Raw genomic sequence first — 20,480 nt, 5'->3', positions numbered from 1 at the left:
GCCTGCGGGGGTCGGCGGCCGGCCGGTGCGTCATGCTTCGAGCGCCCAGCGCACGTGCCGCATCGTCGGCGTGAAGCCGGCCCTCTCGAAGATCCCCGATGCGCCGGAGGGGTCCGCCGAGTCCACGCTCGCGCAAGCGCGGTCGTAGCCCTGGTCGGCGACGGCACGCAGGGCGTGCCCGATCAGCGCGCCGGCGACACCCCGCCGCCGGTGCTCCCGGAGCGTTCCGACGAGCATGAAGCGGGCGTCACGACGGCCGGTGGCCACCGTGTCGGCCTCCCAGTGCATGGTCACCAGCATGCCCACCCCGGCCCCGCTCGCCACGTCGCGGACCAGGAAGCTCGCCTCCGGCCTGAACGTCTGGTTGGTGATCTTGTTCCGCCAGGCGTCCACGGGCATCGGCGCCGAGCCCCAGCGGTCCCTGAACGACTCGTTGCGGATCGACCGGAACTCCTCGTCGTTGCGCGCCGACCACGGTTCGACCCGCAGGCCTTCGGGGATCGCCGCGTCCGGGACCGCGTCGCCGAGCGGGTGCTCCAGGTACCGGTAGTAGCGGACCGGCGCGAAGCCCCGGGAGCGGACGAGTTCGGGCACACCGGCGATGTGCTCGACCTTGTGGACGTCGACCACGAGCTTCAGCGCGGGGTGATGTCGCCCGTGCACCGCCTTCGCCGCCGCCACCCCTGCTTCCACCAGCGCGGCGCCGATGCCGCGGCGGCGGTAGCCCGGGTGGACGCCGCCGTCGAGGAACACCCGGTGGACCTCTTCCGCGACCGGCTGGTAGCGGATCTTCATGTACCCGACCATCACCTCGCCGTCGAAGGCGGCGAGGCTCGCGCGCTCCAGGTCCGCGTAGGGGTCGACCAGCTCCTGGAGGGTGTCCTCCTCGGTGTAGTTCTCGCCGATCCGGTCCACGGTCTCGATGGCGTTGAGGAGGTCGGCCGACGCCTTGGCGTCCTCGCGGGTGAGCGGCCGCCACGTGAGCGAGGCGGATTGTTCGTCCATGCGGCGCACAGTATTGCCCGCGCGTCGGGGTTGTCGCTCGGTTTCCGGTCCGTCGCCGGACCGAGTGCCGCACGCGTTCCCAATAGGTGAACGCTCGTCCGAACGGTCACGGTGAGCAAGGTACGGTCCGTCGCGCGAGCCCTGATACCCCCAGCGGGGGGAGTGTCCGCTCGACGAACTGGGAGGGAACCGAGCCGTGCGCCGTCCTGTCCGTGGCACCGCTGTGGCCGCTATCGCGCTGACCACCCTCATGGTCGTGAGCGCCTGCGCGAAGGACTCCGGTGGCAGCACCGGGTCGACCGACGTCGCCGGCGCCGCGTGCGAGTTCGCGACCCCGCCCAGCCCGCCCGCCACGTCGAGCGCCGGCGCCGCCGACGACGCCAAGTCCGAGGACAAGGTCGACGGAAGCGGGCTGAAGATCGGTCTGGCCTACGACATCGGCGGCCGTGGCGACGCGTCGTTCAACGACCTCGCCGCCGCCGGGTTCGACCGGGTGATCAAGGACTTGGGTGTCGCCAAGGAGAACACCCGGGAGCTCTCCGCCGCCCCGAACGAGGACGAGTCGGTGAAGCAGTCCCGCCTGCGGCAGCTCGCGCGCGAGGGCTTCGACCCGATCGTCGGCGTCGGCTTCGCGTACACCGAGGCGCTGCGGGTCGTCGCGCCGGAGTTCCCGGACGTGGAGTTCGGTCTGGTGGACTCGGCCGTCGAGGGCGCGGCCAACGTCACGCCACTGGTCTTCGCCGAGCAGGAGGGCGCGTTCCTGGCCGGGGTCGTGGCCGCGTACCAGAGCAAGAAGTGCCACGTCGGCTTCGTCGGCGGCGTCGACATCCCGCTGATCCACAAGTTCGAGGCGGGCTACGTCCAGGGCGCGAAGGCCGCCGCGCCGAAGATCGTGGTGGAGAAGAAGTACATCACGCCGGCCACCGACTTCACCGGCTTCCAGGACCCGGCGAAGGGCCTGGAAACCGCGAAGGGCCTCATCGAGAAGGGCGCGGACGTCCTCTACCCCGCCGCGGGCGCGTCCGGCATCGGCGTCTTCTCCGCCGTGAAGCAGGCGGGCGTGCTGGCGATCGGGTGCGACGCCGACCAGTACAACCAGCCGGCGCTCGCGGACACCAAGGACGTCATCGTCGCGTCGAGCCTCAAGCGCGTCGACGTGGCGGTGTACGACTTCTTCAAGGCCGCCGCGAAGAACGACCTGGCCTCGTTGCCGGACGTCTTCGACCTCAAGGTGAACGGCGTCGGTTACGCCACGTCGGGCGGCCGGATCGACGCGAACCTCCAGGGCATCCTCGAGGGGTTCAAGGCCCAGATCATCGAGGGCAGGATCAAGGTCTCGGACAAGCGCTAGTCCGTGCCGCCGGGCGTTGCGGGCCAGCGTCCCGCAACGCCCGGTGGCCCATCACCGGACCTGAGCGGTGGCGTCCGCGCCGCGAGGCGGCCCCGTGCCACCGGCGGCCTGGCGGCGGGCGGCGGGCTTGCGGCGTTCGAGCACCCAGTCCGTGATCAGCAGCAGGAGCAAGGGGCTGAGCCAGACCCCGATGCTCGCTGAGCTGTACTGGAGCAGTTCCCGGCTGCCCTTGAACGTGGTGTCCAGCTGCGGCATGAGCACGATCGTGGCGATGATGGTGACGACCCGGCTCAACGTGATCGACATGCTGAGCGCGAAGCTGCGCGACATCCACCTGCGGTGCTCGCCGTAACGGCGCCGGCGGGCCATCCGCAGCCCCATGATCGTGACGGCCACCCACAGGGCGGAGCCCACGAGGTTGGCCACGCGCACGGAGGGGCCCGCCGCGGTGTGCCAGCCGATGTAGAGCCCGAGCACTCCGGCGGGCAGCACACCCGCGAAGACGTAGATCCGGCCGGTGATCCGGTGCCCGCGCGGGTGGCTCGCGCGGAACGAGGGCCAGACCTGGAAGCAGGCGGTCACCATGGCCACCGCGCCGAAGAGGACGTGCCCGACCAGCAGCGGGTAGTAGAGGTCGTCGCCCTCCGGCGGTCGCAGGCGGGACAGGGACGGGTCGAAGGTCAGGTAGGGCGGCACCGAGAAGGCGAGGAACACCGCGGCCACCGTCATCAGCGGCGCGATCCACGGGCGACGCCACCAGGCTCGCGCACGGTCGGGCGCAGCGGCGCGCGGCGCGGTCGAGGTCATGACGATCCGTCCATGGTGGGACGGGCAGGCGGGTGCGTACACCGTATTGGCGACATGCGTACACCGTATCGACGAGGCACGCAGAGATCGCGTTTTACGGCTCCGAAGTGCACTAGTACCTCGAAGAACTGGACTAGTACGATTTCGGCATGTCGTCACCACGGCCGAACCCTCCCTACCTGCGGATCGCCGCGGAGCTCCGCGCCCGGATCCTGACCGGCGACCTGCGGCCCGGCGACCGGATGCTCTCCACCCGGCAGATCGCCCAGCGGTGGGGCGTGGCCGTCGCGACCGCGACCAAGGTGGTGGCGGCCCTTCGCGACGACGGCCTGGTGGAGACGAAGGTCGGGTCCGGCACGGTGATCAGCGCCCGCACCGACCCGGCGCGGTCGACCGACCGGGCCGTGCGGGCGGGCGTCGCCCGGCAGACGTTGAACCGCGAGCACGTGCTGCGCACCGCCATCGCGATCGCCGACGCCGAAGGGCTCGACGCGGTGTCCATGCGGCGGCTGGCGGCCGAGCTCGGCGTCGGCCCGATGTCGCTGTACCGGCACGTGGAGAACAAGGACGAGCTGGTCGCGCAGATGGCCGACGTGGTCTTCGGCGAAGCGGACCTGCCCGTCGAAGGGCCACCGGGGTGGCGCGCCAAGCTGGAGCTGATCGCCCGCCGGCAGTGGCGGCTGTGCCGACGGCACCTCTGGCTGCCCCGAGCCGTCTCGTTCACCCGCCCGCTGCTCGTGCCCAACATGATGGCCCAGACGGAATGGGTCCTGCGCGCGCTCGACGGGCTCGGACTGCCCATCGGGACACGGGTCCGCGAAGCGCTCACGCTGCACGCACTGGTGATCACCGCGGCCCTGCCCCTGGCGGACGAGGTCGAAGCCGAGCAGGAGACCGGCGTGCCGCTGGACCGGTGGTGGCTGGCGCAGCGCGCACGGGCCGACGAACTGCTCGCCGGTGGGCAGTTCCCCTTGCTGGCAACGATTCCTCAGGGTGTGGCGTCCGATTTGGACCAGCTCTTCGAGTACGGCCTGGCACGTCACCTCGACGGGTTCGCCGCCCTGCTCGGGGATCGGGCCGACCCGCGACCGCCCGACCGGCGACGTTCCCCCCGATCGGGCAAGCCGTAGTCCGCCCGGGTGCCGATCACCCGGTGGTCGCGGCCGCTTGTCATGCGGACCCACGTGCGTGCTCTTACTGTCGACGACAGGCAGAGCCGCGGAGGTGCGATGAGAAGCCAGTACGAGTACGTGGCCGTGCTCGCCGTGTGTTTGCTCGTCACGTTGCCGTTGGAGTGGGTGGGCCGCGGTGTGTACCGCCGCGGTCCGGACGTGGCCCGGACGGTCCTGCCCGTGCTGCTGGTGCTGGTCGTGTGGGACGTCGTGGCGATCGCGCGCGGGCACTGGAGCTTCCACCGCGACGGCACGACGGGCGTGGTGCTGGGCGGTGTCCTGCCGATCGAAGAGGTGTTGTTCTTCGTCGCCATCCCGCTCTGCGCCTTGCTGACCTACGAAGCCGTCGGCCGGTTGTTGCGCGATGGCTAGGGAGTACCTGCTGGCCGCGACCACCGCGGCGGTCCTGGTGGTGCTGTGGGAGCTGCTGGTCCTGCGCACGGGGTTGTTCCGACGGGTCGTCTACTGGGTCACGATGGCGATCGTGCTCGGCTTCCAGGTCCCGGTGGACGGGTGGTTGACCAGGCTCGACGCGCCCGTCGTGCTGTACGCGGACTGGGCGATCAGCGGGGTGCGGGCGCCGTGGGACATCCCGGTCGAGGACTTCCTGTACGGGTTCGCGATGGTGACCGCGGTGCTGCTGCTGTGGGAGCGGAGGAGGAGTGCGCGTGACTCGGCTGACCGCCGCTGACGTGCCGGGGTCGTTCGACCGCGCGGCGCGGGGCTACGACCTGCTGGTCGGGCTGAACCCCGGTTACCACCGGGCGTTGCGGACCTCGGCGCGGGCGCTCGGCCTGCGCGGACGCGGCGCCGGGCTGCGCTTGCTGGACCTGGGCTGCGGCACGGGCGCGTCGACCGCGGCGTTGCTGGACGTGGCGCCGGAGGCGGAGGTCGTCGCGGTGGACGCGTCCGCCGGGATGCTCGCGCGGGCACGGGCCAAGCGGTGGCCGGACACCGTCGCGTTCGTGCACAGCCGGGTCGAGGACCTGGAGGTGCGCGGGCCGTTCGACGCGGTGTTCGCCGCCTACCTCGTGCGCAACCTGACCGATCCCGACGCCGCGCTGCGGGCCGTGCGCGGGCTGTTGAAGCCGGGTGCGCCTCTCGTGCTGCACGAGTACTCCGTGCGGGATTCCCTGCCGCGCACGGCGATCTGGACCGCGATGTGCGGACTCGTCGTCGTGCCGGCCGGGTGGCTGCTCACCGGCGACCGCTCGCTCTACACCTACCTGTGGCGCAGCGTGCTGCGGTTCGACGGCGCGGGCGCGCTGCGCGACCGACTCCGGCGCACCGGGTTCGTCGGCGTGCGCAGCCGTCCGGTGCCGGGGTGGCAGCTCGGGGTCGTGCACACCTTCGCGGGGCGTGCGCCGGAACGGGAGCGCCCGTGAAGCCTCGTGACCGCAAGGCGGTTCGCGTCGCCGCACCCTCGGGTCGCACGCGGTTCGACGGGGACGCGCCGACGGTGGTCGTGGTCGGCGCGGGCATCGCGGGGCTGGCCGCCGCCACGATCCTCGCCGAGCGCGGGGCCCGGGTCGTGGTGTGCGAGCGCGAGCACCACCTCGGCGGCCGGGTGGGCGGGTGGCCGACCCGGCTCGCCGACGGCAGCGAGGTCACGATGACGCGCGGCTTCCACGCGTTCTTCCGGCAGTACTACAACCTGCGCTCGTTGCTGCGCCGGGTCGATCCCGGCGGTCGGGCGCTGGTGGGCCTGCCCGACTACCCGCTGTGGCACACCGGCGGGCACCGGGACGGGTTCGCCGGGCTGCCCACGACCTTGCCCTGGAACGCGCTGGCCTTCCTGCGCCGCAGCCCGACGTTCCGGTGGTCCGACCTGCCGTCGGTGGACGCGCGGGCGGCGTTGCCGCTGCTGGACGTGTCGGTGCCCGAGGTCTACCGGGAGCTCGACGGGCTGGACGCGGCCACCTACCTGGAGCGGATCCGCTTCCCCCGGCCCGCGCACGCGCTGGCGTTCGAGGTGTTCTCGCGCAGCTTCTTCGCCCACCCGAGCCGCATGTCGGCGGCCGAGCTGGCGGTGATGTTCCACGTCTACTTCCTCGGCTCGGCGGAGGGCCTGCTGTTCGACGTGGCGGCCGACCCGTTCCCGCACGGCCTGTGGGAACCGCTCGGCCGCCACCTCGCCGAGCTGGGCGCCACCGTGCGGCGGGGCGTCGAGGTGCGGTCGGTGCGACCCGGCGGGACCAGGCGGTTCGCGGTGGACGTGGCCGGTGACGTGCTCGACGCGGACGCGGTCGTGCTGGCCGCCGACGTGCCCGGGCTGCGCCGGGTCGTGGCCGCGTCACCCGGGCTGGGTGACGCCGCGTGGCGCGAGCGGATCGCGGACCTGCGGACCGCGCCGCCGTTCCTGGTGTCGCGGTACTGGCTCGACCGGCCGGTGGAACCCGACCGCCCGGGTTTCCTCGGCACCAGCGGGTACGGGCTGCTGGACAACGTGAGCGTGCTCGACCACTACGAGCACGAGGCGCGGGCCTGGGCCGCCCGCACCGGCGGCTCGGTGGTGGAGCTGCACGGGTACGCGCTGCCGTCCGACGAGCCCGATCCCCGGGCGCGGCTGTGGGAGCAGCTCACCGAGGTCTACCCGGAGACCAAGCGGGCGGGTGTGGTGGACGAGCGGCACGAGCTGCGGGCCGACTGCCCGCTGTTCCCGGCGGGAGGGTTCGCCCGTCGACCCACCGTGGGCACCCCGGACGAGTTCCTCGTGCTGGCGGGCGACCTGGTGCGGATCGACCTGCCCGTCGCGCTGATGGAACGCGCGGCGACCACGGGGTTCGCCGCGGCGAACCGGCTGCTGAGCCGGTGGGGCGTCGCCGGGACGGAGCTGTGGAGCGTGCCCACCGCGGGTCGGGGTCCTCTGCTGCGCGCCGTCGCCCGCCGGTGGGGCCGGACCCCGGCGCCCGACGACCCGTCCCAGCACCGCGACGGCACTGGTGGGGGCGGGTAGCCGAGACGGGTGGTCAGCGGCTGTTCTCGCCGGACAGCAACCGCTCGACGATGTCCTTGAGCGCCTTCGCGTCGTCGGGGCCCAGGCGGTCCAGCAGGTGACGACGAGTCGAGGCGTCCAGGGTCGGCACCGACGCGTCGACCGTGCGCCGTCCCGCCGGTCGCAGGGTGACCTCGACCCCGTTCGCGACCTTGCCGCGCTCGATGTAGTCGCGCTTCTCCATCCTGGTCAGCTGGTGCGAGAGCCGGGTCCGGTCCCAGCCCAGGGCTGCGGCGATGGCGTTCTGCCGCAGTGCACCGCCCGATTCGTGCAGGCACACCAACACACTCAGCTCTGCCTCGGAGAGCCCGGACGCCGTGGTCATGTCGGCGATGACCGCGGCGCGAACCGTCTCGTACGCGCGCTTCCACAGCAGCCACAGCTCGGTCGACTCACCCGGACCAAGTGTTGACATGTCAACACCACCCTTCTACGGTTCGACCCTACAAGGCAGCCGAACTTAAGGACTTCTTCGATGCTCGCCAGCCGACGGCACCACGCCGACCTGCGCTTTGCGGCACTCCTCCCGCTCGTGCTCTTCCTCCCGGCCGTTGTCGCCTTCTTCGTGGACCCGCGCGTGGCGTGGGGCGAATACCTGGGCGTCTTCTTCCACCTCTCCATCCTCTTCCTCGTCTCGCGCCTGGACGCGGCGCCGTGGGCCAAGGCCGCCGGCTACGGCTGGGTGGCACTGGACGTGCTCGCCGGCATCCTGATGATCAACGACGTCGCGCACGACACCGCCTGGGCGGTCCGGCTCGGCGGACACGTCCTCGCCGGCGTCTGGATCGTGTCGAGTTCCCTGGTCGGCAAGACGTGGCCGGTCCGCGCGGTCGGCGTGGTCACGGGCGTCTGGCTCGCCGCGTACTCCTTCGTGGGCAACGTGCTCCCGGAATCGTTCTTGCGTCCGGCCGGCATCTTGATCCTGGTCTGGTTCGCCCTCCTGGCGATCTTCCACCGATCACCCGAGGAACGCGCGGCGGCACCGACGAGTTCGACCCCGGTGGCCGGGGCGGTGTGACGCGAGGACGGTGCGGCTACCTACCCGCACCGGTGCCGGCCACGCCACTAACCGCCAAGCGGGTCCACGACCAGGCGCACGGCGTCGGCCAGCGTGGCCGGCCGGCGCACGGACTCGGGCAACGACAGCCCTTCCCAGCCGGGGCCCGCGGCCAGGAGCACCGCGTCGGTGCTCCGCCCCAGTTCCCCGATCGGCACGGCGGCGGCGAGGTCGACGTGGTGCGCCCAGACCACGACCACCGCCGGGCGCAGGCGTTCCAGCGCGTCGCGCAACGCCGTCGACGGCACCCGCGCGCCGAGGCTGCGCCACCGGCGGTCCGCTTCGGACAGTGCGGCACCGAGTGCTTCCAGCGCCAACGTGTGCTGCTCGTCCGGTGCGCACGACAGCAACGCGGTCAGCACGCCGTCGCGCTCGGGGTGGGGCACCGCGCGCAGCGCGTGCAGCAGGCCCGCGCTGGCCAGGTGCTCCACCTCGATCCCGGCGCCGCGCTTGTGCACCCGCTCGCCCAGTTCGACGAGGAACGGCGCGAACACCTCCTGCCAGGCCGCCACGACACCGTGCCCAGCGATCAGCTCGGCCGCCAACCGCCGCACGCGCGGCTCGTCGAGGCGGTCGGCGGCGGCCAGGAACCCGCGCCGGGCGGAACGGGCCGCGGCGGCGGTGAGTTCGGGCCTGGCAGGCGGCGGCGAGGCCGGGGCGTGCTCCCCCGACTGCCGGGCCGCGGCGGCGGGCGCGACGCCCTGCGCGGTCAACGCGATCATGCGCCGCAGCCGGTCCACCTCGTCGTCGCGGTAGCGGCGGTGCCCGCCCGCCGTGCGGTCGGACGGCCCGAGCCCGTAGCGCTGGTCCCACGTGCGCAGCGTGGTCGGCGAGATGCCGAGCATCGCCGCGACCGCGCGGGGTGTCCAACTCATCGACTGCGGGCTCACTTCCTGGCGCGTTCGGAGAGCATAGCCCGCAGTTCGCTCTCACCCAGGCCGCCCCAGATGCCGAACGTCTCGTGCACCTCCAGCGCGTGCTCGCGGCACTCCCGCATCACCGGGCACCGGTGGCAGATGGCCTTCGCCATGGCTTCGCGCCGCTCACGGGCGGAGCCGCGCTCGTTGGGCGTGTGGAAGAAGTAGGTGCTGTCCATGCCTCGGCACAGACCGGAGAGCTGCCAGTCCCAGGACTCGGCGACGGGGCGGGGCAGGCGGGAGAGCTCGGGCATGGCGCACGTCCTCGGCGAGTCGGCGATGCTGACGGACCCCATCGTAAAATCGACTCAGAACCGTTTCAACTTGAGGGCGTCTCAGCCGGGCAACACGCCCTTCGACCGGAGGGCGTAGCGGCGCTCGGCGTAGGCGAGGTCGTCGCGCCACAGCCGTGCGGCGGCCCGCCGCATCACCGGCCGGATCGCCGGCGCGGCCCTGCTGACCAGCGCGAACCCGGGTCGATCGGAGTGCGCGAGGGTCGCCTCGACCACGGCCGTCCGCCCCTCGCCCAGCGGGGTGGCGTGGGTTTCGACCACGCTGCCCTCACCGACGCCGGCGACGATGCGCATCACCACCGTGCGCGGTTCGGGGCAGGTGAACTCGGCGGTCACCGGCACGCCGAGCCTGCCGACCACCCGGAACGTCACCTCGACCAGGAACCGGTCCCGCTCCTCGGTGGGCGTCTCCAGCACCCGGAGGTTCGCGAACGAGTAGGGGTGGAACCACGCCCCGTGCCACGGGTCGAGCCGGTTCGCGATCACGTCCTCGGGCTCGCAGCGGCCGATCAGCGTGGTGACCGCGTCGAGCCCCCTGCCCGCCGGACGTGCGGGCAGCACCGGTTCGGGCAGGGGTTCCTCGCCGCCCACGTCGTCCAGGCGCACCCAGACGAGCACGCCGTCGTCGTGCGCGGGGAACGGGCTCCACCCGCCGAACCGCTCTCCGCCCAGTGCCAGCCCGTGCCACCGGCAGACCAGCCTGCCGCCGCTGACCGCGCCGTCGCACAGCGGCGCACCCAGGTGCGGGCACGAGCCGGGACCGGCCACCGGCACGTCGCCCGGCCCGCGCCACAGCACCACCTCGCGCCCGGCGACGGTCCGACCGAACGGCCGGTCCCGCACCACCTCGCGGCTCGCGGCGACCACGAACCAGTTGCCGGAGGGCCGGGCGGTGGCGCGTTTCAGCGCCGCCTCGATGAGCGCGGGTTTCGCGTCCCGCCAGGTCGGTTCCTGCTGCGACCAGGGCGGGCTGGTGAACGCGCGCAACGGCAAGCGGTCGGGCATGTCACTCCTCCGGTAGTCAAGCCGTACGGGGCGAGGACGGCCCTCACGAACGCGCACAACGGCAGACGGTCGGGCATCTCTCTCCTCCAGCGGTCAGGCCGTGCGGGCGAGCACGGCCCTCGCGAACGCGGGCAGCGCGACCGCGAGCCGGCGGCCGTTCGACACCGCGACGCGCCGGGACAGCACGTCGCAGTCCGCTTCCTCGACCAGGTCGAGGATCCGGCCGTAGAGCCGGTAGGCGGTGCTCACGCACGGTCGCGAGCGCGGCGCGAGCATCGCGATGCCCGGCAGCGCCCGGGCGTACTCCTGGCGCGTGCGCCGGACCTGGTCGCGCAGGGCCGCCCGAATCCGGTCGTCGACGCGGCCGGCGGCACGGGCCCACGCCAGCCGGTCCCGGTCGACGCCGAAGGCCGCCAGCTCGTCGGCGGGCAGGTACACCCGGCCGCGGTCGAGGTCCTCCCCGACGTCGCGGATGAAGTTGGTGAGCTGGAAGGCGATCCCGAGGGCGGCGGCCGCGGGCTCCGCCTCCTGCCTGGGCACGACCGTCCCGAGCACCGGCAGCACCTGCAGGCCGATGACCGCCGCCGAACCGTGCGCGTACCGCATCAGCTCGGCGCGGGTGGCGTAGTCGGTGACGGTCAGGTCCATCCGCATGGACGCCATGAAGTCGCGGAAGTGCGCGGTGGGGATGTCGTACCGGCGCACGGTGTCCAGCAGCGCCGTCACGACGGGATCGGCACTCGTGCCCAGGTCCAGCGCGGAGGCGAGGTCGGCCTCGACCGCCGCCAGGCCCTCGGCCTTGCGCGCCGGTCCGCTGTGGACGTCGTCGACGATGTCGTCCACCCGCCGGGCGAAGCCGTACAGCGCGTGCACGGCGGGCCGCTGCTCCGGGCCGAGCATCCTCGTCGCCAGGTAGTACGTGCGGCCGTGTTCGGCGTTGAGCGCGCGGCACCGTCGATAGGCGTCGCGCAGCTGTGGTTCGGTGATGCCCGCGGCATCCAGTTCCCGGTCTGCGGACATGCGTGGGCGTCCTTCCCGCGATGGCACCTCCTCACGCTAAGTCGGCCCGCGACCCACCGCACAACCAACGCCGCTCGTTGTGCGGGACGCGTGTCGCGCTGCTTAGCTCGATCCGCAGAGCCCCGACCCACCACGCGAGGGAGCGACGATGTCGCTGTTGGCCGGCGTCGACACCCGCACGCCCACTCCCCCGGCGCCCGACTCGTTCGCGGCGCGGTTCGCCGGCGAGCTGGACGACTTCTTCCGCACGCGCCCGGAGGTCGACGCCGCAGGGGAACTGGCCGAGGAGGTCCGCGCGCTGGCCCTGGCCGGCGGCAAGCGGATCAGGCCCGCGTTCGCGTGGTGGGGCTGGCGGGCGGCGGGCGGTGAGGTGCACGGCGACACCGCCGAGGCCGTCGTGCGCGCGCTCGTGGCGCTGGAGCTGTTGCAGTGCTGCGCGCTGGTGCACGACGACGTGATGGACCGCTCGGCGACCCGGCGCGGCAGACCCGCCGTGCACGAGGCGTTCGCCGCGCGGCACCGGCGGTCGCGGTGGTCGGGCAGCGCCCGCCGCTACGGCGACTCCACCGCGATCCTGGCCGGCGACCTCGCGCTGGCGTGGGCCGACGACGCGCTCGTCACGGCCGGGCTGCCCGCCGACGCGTTGCAGCGCGCGTGGCGGCCGTGGCAGCGGATGCGGACGGAGATGATGGCCGGTCAGCACCTCGACCTGCTCGCGGTCGCGGGCCGGGACCGGTCGTTGGAGGGCGCGTTGCGCGTCGCGGCGCTGAAGACCGCCGCGTACACCGTCGAACGCCCGCTGCACCTCGGCGCCGCGCTCGCCGGCGCGCCGGTCGACGTGATCGAGTGCCTGCGCGTGTTCGGCCGCGACATCGGCGTGGCGTTCCAGCTGCGCGACGACCTGATCGGCACGTTCGGCGACCCGGCGGTGACCGGCAAACCGGTGGGCGAGGACCTGCGCGAGGGCAAGCGCACCCCGTTGATGGCCATCGCGATCGCCCGCGCCACCGCGGCGGGCGACCACGCGGCGGCGCGGACGCTGCTCCGCTGCCTCGACGGCGGACCCGTGCCGGACGGGACCGTGACCGCCGCGCGGGCGCTGCTGATCGACCACGGCGCCGCGGAGGCCGTCGAGGAGCACATCGAGGCGCTCACCGCGAGCGGTCTCGCCGCGCTCGACCGGGCGGCCGTCGACGACGTCGCCCGAACGCACCTGAGGCAGTTGGCGGTCAAGGCCGTCCGCCGCCGCGATTGATCGGGGAACGCCGTGGTGCACGTGGTCAAGGGCCGCACGGACTCGGTCGTCGTGGTCGGCGCGGGCCTGGCCGGCCTGTCCGCCGCGCTGCACCTGCGCGGGGCCGGGCACGAGGTGACGGTGCTGGAGCAGCACGGCCACCCCGGCGGCCTGGCGGGCAGGTTGGACGTGGCCGGGCACCTCGTCGACACCGGGCCGACCGTGCTGACCATGCCCGAACTGCTGGAGGACGCGTTCGCGGCGGTGGGCGGACGACTCGCCGACCACCTCGACCTCGTGCCGCTGCACCCGGCGTACCGGGCGGAGTTCGCCGACGGCAGCGCGCTCGACGTGCACACCGACGCCGACGCGATGGGCCAGGCGATCGCCGGGTTCGCCGGCGACCGCGAGGCCGAGGGCTACCGCGAGCTGCGCGCCTGGCTGACCCGGCTGTACCGGGTCGAGCGCGACCGGTTCATCGGCGCGAGCTTCGACTCGCCGCTCGACCTGCTCGGCCGCGACCTCGTCACCCTCGCGCGGCTCGGCGGCTTCGGCTCCCTGTCCCGGGCGGTGGGTCGGTTCCTCCACGACGACCGGCTCCGCCGGGTCTTCACGTTCCAGGCGCTGTACGCGGGCGTGTCCCCCACCGACGCGCTCGCCGCCTACGCCGTGATCGCCTACATGGACACGATCGCCGGCGTCTGGTTCCCGCGCGGCGGCATGCGTGCGGTCCCGCAGGCCCTCGCCGACGCCGCCGCGGCGGCAGGGGTCCGGTTCCACTACGACACCGAGGTGGTCTCGCTCGACCGCACCGGCCCGCGGGTGACCGCCGTCCGCACGACGACCGGCCGCTTCCCGTGCGACGCCGTCGTGCTCGCCACCGGCGCCGCCCAGAGCACCCGGCTGCTGCGCGGCGAACCACGGCGCACGCTGCGGTGGTCGCCGTCGGCGATGGTGGTGCACCTCGGCGCGCGCCGGGTGGCCGAAGGGACGGCCCACCACACCATCTCGTTCGGCGCCGCGTGGGAGGCCACGTTCGACGAGATCATCCGGGAGGGCCGCCTGATGAGCGACCCGTCCCTGCTGCTCACCACGCCGACCCTCACCGACCCCGGGCTGGCCCCGGAGGGACGGCACCTGCACTACGTGCTCGCACCGTGCCCGAACCTGGACGCCGCGCCGATCCGGTGGGACGCCGTCGGACGCCGCTACGCCGCGGAGGTCGTGGACGAGCTCGTCGCCCGCAAGCTGCTCGACCCCGACGTCGAGGTCCTGTCCGTGACGACGCCCGACGACTGGGGGCGGGCCGGCCAGGCCGCCGGCACCCCGTTCTCGGCGGCGCACACCTTCACCCAGACGGGCCCGTTCCGCCCGCGCAACCTCCCGTTCCGCGACGGCAACATCGTGCTCGCGGGCGGCGGCACCACGCCCGGCGTCGGCATCCCGCCGGTGCTCATCTCGGGCAGGCTGGCCGCCGAGCGGCTTCGGCGGCGGTGAAGAGCGGTCCGGCGGAGAGCGCGTCCCGATGCCGATCAGGCGCGGAATCGCAGAGATGCAAGGAATCGTCACTTTGCAATTCGAATCCGCGTCCGGAACCGCCTGATCGGGGCGTCCGATTCGTCGATCGCGGCGGTGAATGACCGGTGCCCCGAAAGCAGGGGGACGCTCGGCCGTTCGGCCCTGTACAGGGTATTGCGACACTGTTGGGATGATCGACATGTACAACGCCATTGTGATAGGTGGTCGGTGTGCCGGGGCGGCCGTCGGTACGCACCTGGCCCGACGGGGGCTCCGGGTTTTGGTGGTGGACCGGTCGCGTTTTCCCAGTGATGTCCTGTCCACGCATTTCGTCTGGCCGCACGGAGCGTCCTACCTGAACCGCCTGGGGGTGTTGGACCAGGTCCGGGCCGTGACACCCGCCCACACCGAGGTCACGGTGGTCAACAATGGGATCTCGTTAAGCGGCAGCGTCCCCGAAGAGCTGCTGCGCAACCAGTTCCGATTGCTGCACGACGACGACACCGGTATCACCACTGAGTACTTCTCGGTTCGCCGGCACGTGCTGGACAAGATCCTGGTCGACAACGCGGTCCGCGCCGGTGTGGAGTTCCGCGAGGGCTACACCGTCAAAGAGCTCCTGCGGGACGAGGACGGGACCGTCATCGGCATCAAGGGGCGGGACGGCACGGTCGAGCACGCGCAGGTCGTGATCGGGGCCGACGGGCGCAACTCGTTCGTCGCGCGGGCTCTCGGGGTCGAGAAGTTCGACGAGCGGCCGAGGTGCACCTACGCGTACTGGAGCTACTTCAGCGGCATCCCCGACGCCGACGCGCAGATCCACCGGCGGGGCAGGCTCGGGATGGCGATGGCCTCGACCAACCACGGGCAGACCATGGTGCTGACGTGGGGTCCCAGCGAGTGGGCCGCGGAGTTCCGGGCCGACGTCGAGGGCAACTTCCACCGCGCGCTCGGGCTGATCAGCGAGGAGGCGGCGGACACCGTCGCGGGGGCGCGGCGGGAGGAGCGCTTCTACGGGACGCTCGACCAGGCCGCGTACCTGAGACAGCTCCACGGACCCGGCTGGGTGCTGGTGGGCGACGCCGAGTCGTTCAAGGACCAGTGCACGGCGCTCGGGATCACCCACGCCCTGCGTGACGCGGAGCTGGCCGCGGACGCGGTCGGCCGGTGGCTCGGCGGCGAGACCGACCGGGACACCGCCATGGCCGGGTACGCCGCCAAGCGCCGCAGCCAGACCGCCGCGGCCTACTACGACTACGTGTGCACGCTCGCGGAGATGAAGCCGCTGCGGCACGACGAGCTGCAGCTGTTCGCGATCCTGCGCGGCAACCAGGCGGAGACCGACCGGTTCATCGCCACCCACGTCGACGTGGCGCCGGTGTCGGAGTTCTTCGACCCGTCCAACGTGTTCCTGCTCAACGACACGGCCAAGGAGTCCTCGCTGGAGCACGACGCGTTCGCCGACTTCGAGGCGACCTACCGCGAGTACCAGCGCAACCCGTTCCTGCGCGTGGCGGCGGAGGCGACCCGATGACCGGCGTCCTGGCCCACGAGCGCGAGGACGGCGAGGTCGTCGCCGCGCTGATCGCCGCCGCCGACGCGGCCGACCTCGACCCGCTCGCCGCGGCCAAGGCCGTCGCCGAGGCCGCCCGCGAGGTGTCGGACATGATGCGGAACTGGGCGTCCCACATCCCGTGGGAGGACCTGGAGGAGCTGGACACCCTCCCGGAGGACGAGGTGGTCCGCTTCTTCGACGAGGACTACCCGGCGGTCCGCGCCGACCTCGAACCGATGTGGGAGCCGGCGACGACGGCCGCGCCCGCGATCGACCCCGACGAGGACTACGCGCTCGACAAGAACGCCTACGACTTCTTCCGGCCCGTCGGGGCCAACCTGCTCGGCCGCACCGAGGAGTTCCACGGCTGGGTGGAGGCGCGCAGGCGCACCGAGACCTGGCAGTACTCCCGGGTCCTGGAGGCCGCGCCCGGCGGGTTCGCGACCATCACCAACGACCTGAGCAAACCGGCCAGGGGCATCAACTTCAACTCCCAGGACTACCTGTCGTTCAACGCCCACCCGGAGATCCGGGAGGCGGCGGTGCGGGCGATGCGCGACTTCGGCCCGCACAGCGCCGGGTCGCCGATGGTGCTGGGCAACACCCGCATCTCCGACGAGCTGGAGGTCGCCCTCGGCGAGCTGGTCGGCCTGGAGCACGTCACGCTGTTCTCGAACGGGTGGTCGGCGGGGTTCGGCACCGTCACCGGGCTGGTCCGCCAGGAGGACCACGTCCTCATCGACCGCCTCGCCCACTCGTGCCTTCAGACGGGCGCGCGTGCGGCGACCAGGAACATCACCCGCTACACCCACCTCGACGTCGAGGCGGTGCGCACCCACCTGGCCCGGATCCGCGCCACGGACACCCACAACGGGATCATGGTCATCACCGACGGCCTGTTCTCCGTGGACGCCGACTGGCCGGACCTCGTCACCCTCCAGGAGGTCTGCCACGCCTACGACGCGACCCTGCTGGTCGACGTCGCCCACGACCTCGGCTCGATGGGCCCCGGCGGCACCGGCGTCCTGGGCATGCAGGACATGCTGGGCAAGGTCGACCTGGTCATGGGCGCGTTCTCCAAGACCTTCGCCTCCAACGGCGGCTTCGTCGCGGCCGGGTCGCCCGCAGTCAAGCAGTACATCAAGATGTTCGCCGGGTCCCACTTCTTCTCCAACGCCCTGTCCCCCATGCAGACCGCGGTGGTGCTCAAGGCGGCCCAGATCATCCGCACCGACGAGGGCGACGCCCTGCGCGGGCGGCTGTTCTCCGCGATCCACGCCCTGCGCGACGAGCTGACCACGCGCGGGTTGACCTGCATGGGCTCGCCGAGCCCGATCGTGCCGGTCCTGATCGGGAACGAGAAGCTGGCCCGGACGGTCAACCGCCTGCTGTTCGACCGGGGGGTGCTCGCGTTCATGGTCGAGTTCCCCGTCACCCCGACCGGCGCCTCGCGCTTCCGGTTGCAGGTGCAGGCCGCGCACGAGCCGGAGCAGGCGAGGGAAGCCGCGCGCATCATCGACGAGGCCCTGCGCGACGCGAAGGAGCACCTGTCCAGCGCGTTCGGCAACTCGTTCTGACGGGACGGGCGCTCGCGGCGAACGCGAGCGCCCTCCCCCGGCCGGAAGCCCGGGATGCGGAGCCCTTGCCGAAGTGGCGGGTCCCGCCGGCTAGTCGTGCGCCTCGATCGCCTGGACGGCCGGGGGCGTGAACCGCGACGCCAGCTCGGCGTTGACCTCCACGTGGCGCAGCAGGAACGCCCGCTCGTCCAGCCGCTTCCGCCTCAGCCAGCCGGTGACCTCGTCGTTGCACTTGCTCGCGTTGCACGACCCGCACGCGGGCACGATGTTGTCGAGCGTGTAGCGCCCGCCGCGCGACAGCGCCTGCACGCAGTCCTTCTGGAGCGGCACCCCGGTCGACCCGCAGTAGGCGCAACCACCCCACGCCTCCTTGAGCGCCGCCCACTCCGCCACGGAGAGGTCGTGCTCGACGCGCTCCATCCGGCGCTTCCGCTTGCGCGCCGCACGCGCCCTCCTGCTGCCACCGACGGCCATGCGCGAACCTTACGCTCCGTCACCCCTCCGGCGCGGGCAGCCCCACCGCGGCCTCCGGGACACGACCGGAGGGATCGCGGCCGGAACGCGGCCACGATCCCTCCCGTCGGACGCCCTGGGTCAGGAGGCGGGCATCATGACCTTGTCGATGACGAAGACGGTGGCGTTGGCGGTGGGGATGTTGCCGCACAGCACCTTCGAGCCGTTGACGGTGATGTTGTCGCCGGAGCCCTCGACCTTGAGGGTGCCGCCCTGGACGGTGGGCAGGCTCGCGGAGGACACGATGCCGTCCCTGTCCATGCGCTGCGGCACGACGTGGTAGGTCAGGATGGTCGTGAGCTTGGCCTTGTCGGCCAGCACGGCGTTGAGCGCGTCCGCGCCGAGGGCGTCGAACGCGGGGTCGTAGGGCGCGAAGACGGTGTAGCCGGCGTCGCCCTTGTTGAGGGTGTCGACGAGGCCGGCGGCCTTGACGGCGGCCACGAGCTTGGTGAGCAACGGGTTGTTGCTCGCGGCGGTGGCCACCGGGTCGTCGACCATGCCGTCGAGGGAGCCTTCGGTGTCCGCGGGCAGGCTCGCACAGCCGGCGCCGAAGACATCACTGGTCCGGGTGACGCCGTCGCTCATCGCCTCGGTGGTGGTCGTGGTCGTCGGAGCCGCCGCCGACGTCGTGTTCGACGCGGCCGGTTCGCTGCTACAGGCGGTGACGGAGATCAGTGCCGCGGCGAGGACGCCGATCGCGGACGCGAGCCGGGTGTTGCGCATGAGGGGTGCTCCTTTGTGGACGATGCTCGGAACGAGGGCTCCGAGGCTTGTCACGAGTGGTTCGGCGCCGTCGCCGCGTCGGATTGGCGGACCGGCGGGAAAGTTCGGACTTCCCGGGTCGCGGCTGGTCAAGGCCGGGTGGTGAACACGATCGTGTGCCAACCGGAAGCGCCGTCCGGGATCGGTTCGGCCCGCTCGCCGGTCTGGGTGTGGCCGGTGCGGTCGGTGGCCCGCACTTCCAGCGTGTGCGACCCGGCGGGCAGGTCCAGCTCGACTCGCCACATCCGCCACGTGTCGACGTCGACCTCCGTGCTCAGGGTCGTGGCCTGCCAGGGACCGCCGTCGACGCGGACCTCGACCTTGTCGACGCCCCTGTGCTGCGCCCAGGCGACCCCGGCGGCGACGAACCTCCCCGCGGGCACCTGCTCGAAGGCCTTCGGCCGGTCGACGCGGGACATGGTCTTGATCGGGGCACGGCGCGCCCAGTCGCGTCGGACCCAGTAGGCGTCGAAGTCGGCGAACGTGGTGAGTTCGGCGTCGACCAGCCACTTGGTCGCCGAGACGAACCCGTACAGGCCGGGCACGACCATGCGCACGGGGAAGCCGTGCTCGACCGGGAGCGGTTCGCCGTTCATCCCGATGGCCAGCAACGCGTTGCTGCCGGGCCTCATGATGTCCTCGACAGGGGTGCCGCAGGTCCAGCCGTCCACGCTGCGCGTCGCGAGCTGATCGGAGCCCGGCCGCACGCCCGCCTCGGCGAGGATGTCGCTCAGGGACACGCCGATGAAGTCGGCGGTGGAGATGTAGGGCCCACCGACCTCGTTGGACACGCAGCAGAGGCTGATCGTCTTCTCCACCAACGGCCGGTCCAGCAGGTCGTCGTAGGTGAGCACGAGCTCGCGGTCGACCATGCCGTGCACGCGCACGCGCCAGTCCCGCGCCCGGACCCTGGGCACCGACAACGCGGTGTCCACCCGGTAGAAGTCCGCGTTGGGCGTGATGAACGCGGGCGTCCCGTCCCGGGCGAAGTCCGCGCCCGCCGGGATGGGCGGTGCGCTCACGTCGGGGGTGAGGCGGATCGAACGGCGGGACGCCTCCACGTCGACCCGACCACCGATGAGCTGGCCCGCGGCGGCGGTCGCCCCGGCCGCGGCCGCGACGGCGGTGGAGGTGAGCAGGAAGCGGCGGCGGCCCAGGCCGGGCACCTGCCAGTCCACCGGACGCGTCCCCTCACCGTCCACAGCGGCTTCCGCCGAACGGGGCGCGAGCCGGTGCAGCCACCGGAAGACCAGGACGCCGACGAGCAGACTGACCAACGGGGCCAGTGCGGCCGCCGTGCCCAGGGTGGGCCGGGCCAGCACCGCCGCGAGGCCGACCACGCCGAGCCCGACCGCCAGGATCGTCCCCGGCAGCGGGCTCCGGCGGGACAGCAGCCCGGCGAGCGCCGCGGCGACGGCGATGACGAACGCCATGCCCGCCAGCAGGACGGCTTTGTCGTCCTCGCCGAACGTGCGGATCGCGAAGTCCTTCACCGGGTGCGGTGTCAGGTCGATCGCCGTGTTGCCCACGGCCAGGAACGGCGAGGCGAGCGGGTCGACGACCGCGGCGACGAGGTGCCCGGCGGCCGAGGCCGCCGCCACCGCGATCAGGCCCGTCGCGACCGCCGCCCACAGCGGCAGCCGCGACGTGCCGGGATCCGCGTGCCTGCGCGTGGTTGTGTTCACACCAGGTGTTCGAC

Annotated in this window: 21 protein-coding genes; 11 read left to right on the top strand and 10 right to left on the bottom strand. The window is 72.6% G+C overall.

Translation table 11 applies throughout. From position 1 onward, the window contains the following. Window positions 1-30: 30 nt before the first annotated feature. Entirely contained in the window at window positions 31-1,005 is a 975-nt protein-coding gene (locus tag AB0I91_RS22245) for a GNAT family N-acetyltransferase (protein WP_499609595.1), read from the bottom strand. A gap of 250 nt (window positions 1,006-1,255) precedes the next feature. Here AB0I91_RS22245 and AB0I91_RS22240 point away from each other — a divergent pair, with 250 nt between their 5' ends. Next, window positions 1,256-2,356 (top strand): BMP family lipoprotein, encoded by a 1,101-nt coding sequence (locus tag AB0I91_RS22240; RefSeq protein WP_498782669.1) that lies wholly within the window; start codon window positions 1,256-1,258, stop codon window positions 2,354-2,356. A 51-nt stretch (window positions 2,357-2,407) separates the two neighbouring features. Here the strand turns inward: AB0I91_RS22240 and AB0I91_RS22235 are convergent, their stop codons facing one another. Then, window positions 2,408-3,163: a DUF2306 domain-containing protein gene (locus AB0I91_RS22235; protein ID WP_499609592.1), complete on the bottom strand. Its 756-nt coding sequence runs from the start codon at window positions 3,161-3,163 to the stop codon at window positions 2,408-2,410. A gap of 149 nt (window positions 3,164-3,312) precedes the next feature. Between AB0I91_RS22235 and AB0I91_RS22230 the strand changes: the two genes are divergently transcribed. The 5 genes from AB0I91_RS22230 to AB0I91_RS22210 all read left to right on the top strand — a co-directional run bounded on the left by AB0I91_RS22230 (window position 3,313) and on the right by AB0I91_RS22210 (window position 7,291). Beyond that, window positions 3,313-4,293: a TetR/AcrR family transcriptional regulator C-terminal domain-containing protein gene (locus AB0I91_RS22230; RefSeq protein WP_499638516.1), complete on the top strand. Its 981-nt coding sequence runs from the start codon at window positions 3,313-3,315 to the stop codon at window positions 4,291-4,293. Window positions 4,294-4,392: 99 nt separating this feature from the next. After that, window positions 4,393-4,707 carry a lycopene cyclase domain-containing protein gene (locus AB0I91_RS22225; protein WP_499609587.1) on the top strand — a complete coding sequence of 105 codons (315 nt, stop codon included), beginning with the start codon at window positions 4,393-4,395 and terminating at the stop codon, window positions 4,705-4,707. Continuing rightward, window positions 4,700-5,026: a lycopene cyclase domain-containing protein gene (locus tag AB0I91_RS22220; RefSeq protein WP_498782573.1), complete on the top strand. Its 327-nt coding sequence runs from the start codon at window positions 4,700-4,702 to the stop codon at window positions 5,024-5,026. The genes AB0I91_RS22225 and AB0I91_RS22220 overlap by 8 nt, the downstream gene beginning before the upstream one ends. Next, window positions 5,004-5,720: a class I SAM-dependent methyltransferase gene (locus AB0I91_RS22215; protein WP_499609585.1), complete on the top strand. Its 717-nt coding sequence runs from the start codon at window positions 5,004-5,006 to the stop codon at window positions 5,718-5,720. Before AB0I91_RS22220 ends, AB0I91_RS22215 begins: the two co-directional genes overlap by 23 nt. Continuing rightward, entirely contained in the window at window positions 5,717-7,291 is a 1,575-nt protein-coding gene (locus AB0I91_RS22210; protein ID WP_499638514.1) for an FAD-dependent oxidoreductase, read from the top strand. Before AB0I91_RS22215 ends, AB0I91_RS22210 begins: the two co-directional genes overlap by 4 nt. A gap of 13 nt (window positions 7,292-7,304) precedes the next feature. Here AB0I91_RS22210 and AB0I91_RS22205 read toward each other — a convergent pair whose 3' ends face one another. Beyond that, window positions 7,305-7,745, bottom strand: coding sequence for a MarR family winged helix-turn-helix transcriptional regulator (locus tag AB0I91_RS22205; RefSeq protein WP_498782579.1), 441 nt, complete (start codon window positions 7,743-7,745; stop codon window positions 7,305-7,307). Window positions 7,746-7,805: 60 nt separating this feature from the next. Here AB0I91_RS22205 and AB0I91_RS22200 point away from each other — a divergent pair, with 60 nt between their 5' ends. Beyond that, window positions 7,806-8,348 carry a hypothetical protein gene (locus AB0I91_RS22200; RefSeq protein ID WP_498782581.1) on the top strand — a complete coding sequence of 181 codons (543 nt, stop codon included), beginning with the start codon at window positions 7,806-7,808 and terminating at the stop codon, window positions 8,346-8,348. Window positions 8,349-8,395: 47 nt separating this feature from the next. On the opposite strand, the gene AB0I91_RS22195 is transcribed toward AB0I91_RS22200, so the two are convergent. The 4 genes from AB0I91_RS22195 to AB0I91_RS22180 all read right to left on the bottom strand — a co-directional run bounded on the left by AB0I91_RS22195 (window position 8,396) and on the right by AB0I91_RS22180 (window position 11,622). Continuing rightward, the gene (locus AB0I91_RS22195) at window positions 8,396-9,262 is read right to left on the bottom strand and encodes a MerR family transcriptional regulator (protein WP_499638512.1); all 867 of its coding nucleotides are present in this window, start codon (window positions 9,260-9,262) and stop codon (window positions 8,396-8,398) included. An 11-nt stretch (window positions 9,263-9,273) separates the two neighbouring features. Continuing rightward, window positions 9,274-9,558 (bottom strand): WhiB family transcriptional regulator, encoded by a 285-nt coding sequence (locus tag AB0I91_RS22190; protein WP_498782585.1) that lies wholly within the window; start codon window positions 9,556-9,558, stop codon window positions 9,274-9,276. Window positions 9,559-9,639: 81 nt separating this feature from the next. Continuing rightward, on the bottom strand, window positions 9,640-10,602 hold the full coding sequence (locus tag AB0I91_RS22185) for a DUF5914 domain-containing protein (protein ID WP_499638510.1): 963 nt from the start codon (window positions 10,600-10,602) through the stop codon (window positions 9,640-9,642). 93 nt (window positions 10,603-10,695) lie between these two features. After that, a complete protein-coding gene (locus AB0I91_RS22180; protein ID WP_499638508.1) occupies window positions 10,696-11,622 on the bottom strand; it encodes a phytoene/squalene synthase family protein in 927 nt (308 codons plus the stop codon). Window positions 11,623-11,770: 148 nt separating this feature from the next. Between AB0I91_RS22180 and AB0I91_RS22175 the strand changes: the two genes are divergently transcribed. From AB0I91_RS22175 to AB0I91_RS22160, 4 genes are all read left to right on the top strand, one after another. After that, on the top strand, window positions 11,771-12,877 hold the full coding sequence (locus AB0I91_RS22175) for a polyprenyl synthetase family protein (RefSeq protein WP_499638506.1): 1,107 nt from the start codon (window positions 11,771-11,773) through the stop codon (window positions 12,875-12,877). 15 nt (window positions 12,878-12,892) lie between these two features. Beyond that, entirely contained in the window at window positions 12,893-14,353 is a 1,461-nt protein-coding gene (gene crtI / locus AB0I91_RS22170) for a phytoene desaturase family protein (protein ID WP_499609706.1), read from the top strand. A 211-nt stretch (window positions 14,354-14,564) separates the two neighbouring features. Then, the gene (locus AB0I91_RS22165; protein WP_499609569.1) at window positions 14,565-15,908 is read left to right on the top strand and encodes an NAD(P)/FAD-dependent oxidoreductase; all 1,344 of its coding nucleotides are present in this window, start codon (window positions 14,565-14,567) and stop codon (window positions 15,906-15,908) included. Next, window positions 15,905-17,506 carry an aminotransferase class I/II-fold pyridoxal phosphate-dependent enzyme gene (locus tag AB0I91_RS22160; protein WP_498782595.1) on the top strand — a complete coding sequence of 534 codons (1,602 nt, stop codon included), beginning with the start codon at window positions 15,905-15,907 and terminating at the stop codon, window positions 17,504-17,506. The genes AB0I91_RS22165 and AB0I91_RS22160 overlap by 4 nt, the downstream gene beginning before the upstream one ends. A gap of 90 nt (window positions 17,507-17,596) precedes the next feature. Here the strand turns inward: AB0I91_RS22160 and AB0I91_RS22155 are convergent, their stop codons facing one another. The 3 genes from AB0I91_RS22155 to AB0I91_RS22145 form a co-directional block, all read right to left on the bottom strand. Further along, window positions 17,597-17,980: an HNH endonuclease gene (locus AB0I91_RS22155; protein WP_498782597.1), complete on the bottom strand. Its 384-nt coding sequence runs from the start codon at window positions 17,978-17,980 to the stop codon at window positions 17,597-17,599. 120 nt (window positions 17,981-18,100) lie between these two features. After that, window positions 18,101-18,742 (bottom strand): fasciclin domain-containing protein, encoded by a 642-nt coding sequence (locus tag AB0I91_RS22150; RefSeq protein WP_498782599.1) that lies wholly within the window; start codon window positions 18,740-18,742, stop codon window positions 18,101-18,103. Between the two features lie 128 nt (window positions 18,743-18,870). Then, window positions 18,871-20,466, bottom strand: a complete 1,596-nt coding sequence (locus AB0I91_RS22145) for a molybdopterin-dependent oxidoreductase (RefSeq protein ID WP_499609563.1) — start codon at window positions 20,464-20,466, stop codon at window positions 18,871-18,873. Window positions 20,467-20,480 lie beyond the last annotated feature (14 nt).

The organism is Actinosynnema sp. NPDC049800, from assembly GCF_040656635.1.
GTDB lineage: Bacteria > Actinomycetota > Actinomycetes > Mycobacteriales > Pseudonocardiaceae > Actinosynnema.
This window is presented reverse-complemented; position numbering and strand designations above follow the sequence as displayed.

What these genes read in the sequence shown, in the direction of transcription:
- AB0I91_RS22245 (WP_499609595.1), bottom strand. Translation starts at nt 1,005, where the DNA reads ATGGACGAACAATCCGCCTCGCTCACGTGGCGGCCGCTCACCCGCGAG.
- AB0I91_RS22240 (WP_498782669.1), top strand. Translation starts at nt 1,256, where the DNA reads ATGGTCGTGAGCGCCTGCGCGAAGGACTCCGGTGGCAGCACCGGGTCG.
- AB0I91_RS22235 (WP_499609592.1), bottom strand. Translation starts at nt 3,163, where the DNA reads ATGACCTCGACCGCGCCGCGCGCCGCTGCGCCCGACCGTGCGCGAGCC.
- AB0I91_RS22230 (WP_499638516.1), top strand. Translation starts at nt 3,313, where the DNA reads ATGTCGTCACCACGGCCGAACCCTCCCTACCTGCGGATCGCCGCGGAG.
- AB0I91_RS22225 (WP_499609587.1), top strand. Translation starts at nt 4,393, where the DNA reads ATGAGAAGCCAGTACGAGTACGTGGCCGTGCTCGCCGTGTGTTTGCTC.
- AB0I91_RS22220 (WP_498782573.1), top strand. Translation starts at nt 4,700, where the DNA reads ATGGCTAGGGAGTACCTGCTGGCCGCGACCACCGCGGCGGTCCTGGTG.
- AB0I91_RS22205 (WP_498782579.1), bottom strand. Translation starts at nt 7,745, where the DNA reads ATGTCAACACTTGGTCCGGGTGAGTCGACCGAGCTGTGGCTGCTGTGG.
- AB0I91_RS22200 (WP_498782581.1), top strand. Translation starts at nt 7,806, where the DNA reads ATGCTCGCCAGCCGACGGCACCACGCCGACCTGCGCTTTGCGGCACTC.
- AB0I91_RS22195 (WP_499638512.1), bottom strand. Translation starts at nt 9,262, where the DNA reads ATGAGTTGGACACCCCGCGCGGTCGCGGCGATGCTCGGCATCTCGCCG.
- AB0I91_RS22190 (WP_498782585.1), bottom strand. Translation starts at nt 9,558, where the DNA reads ATGCCCGAGCTCTCCCGCCTGCCCCGCCCCGTCGCCGAGTCCTGGGAC.
- AB0I91_RS22185 (WP_499638510.1), bottom strand. Translation starts at nt 10,602, where the DNA reads ATGCCCGACCGCTTGCCGTTGCGCGCGTTCACCAGCCCGCCCTGGTCG.
- AB0I91_RS22180 (WP_499638508.1), bottom strand. Translation starts at nt 11,622, where the DNA reads ATGTCCGCAGACCGGGAACTGGATGCCGCGGGCATCACCGAACCACAG.
- AB0I91_RS22175 (WP_499638506.1), top strand. Translation starts at nt 11,771, where the DNA reads ATGTCGCTGTTGGCCGGCGTCGACACCCGCACGCCCACTCCCCCGGCG.
- AB0I91_RS22165 (WP_499609569.1), top strand. Translation starts at nt 14,565, where the DNA reads ATGATCGACATGTACAACGCCATTGTGATAGGTGGTCGGTGTGCCGGG.
- AB0I91_RS22160 (WP_498782595.1), top strand. Translation starts at nt 15,905, where the DNA reads ATGACCGGCGTCCTGGCCCACGAGCGCGAGGACGGCGAGGTCGTCGCC.
- AB0I91_RS22155 (WP_498782597.1), bottom strand. Translation starts at nt 17,980, where the DNA reads ATGGCCGTCGGTGGCAGCAGGAGGGCGCGTGCGGCGCGCAAGCGGAAG.
- AB0I91_RS22150 (WP_498782599.1), bottom strand. Translation starts at nt 18,742, where the DNA reads ATGCGCAACACCCGGCTCGCGTCCGCGATCGGCGTCCTCGCCGCGGCA.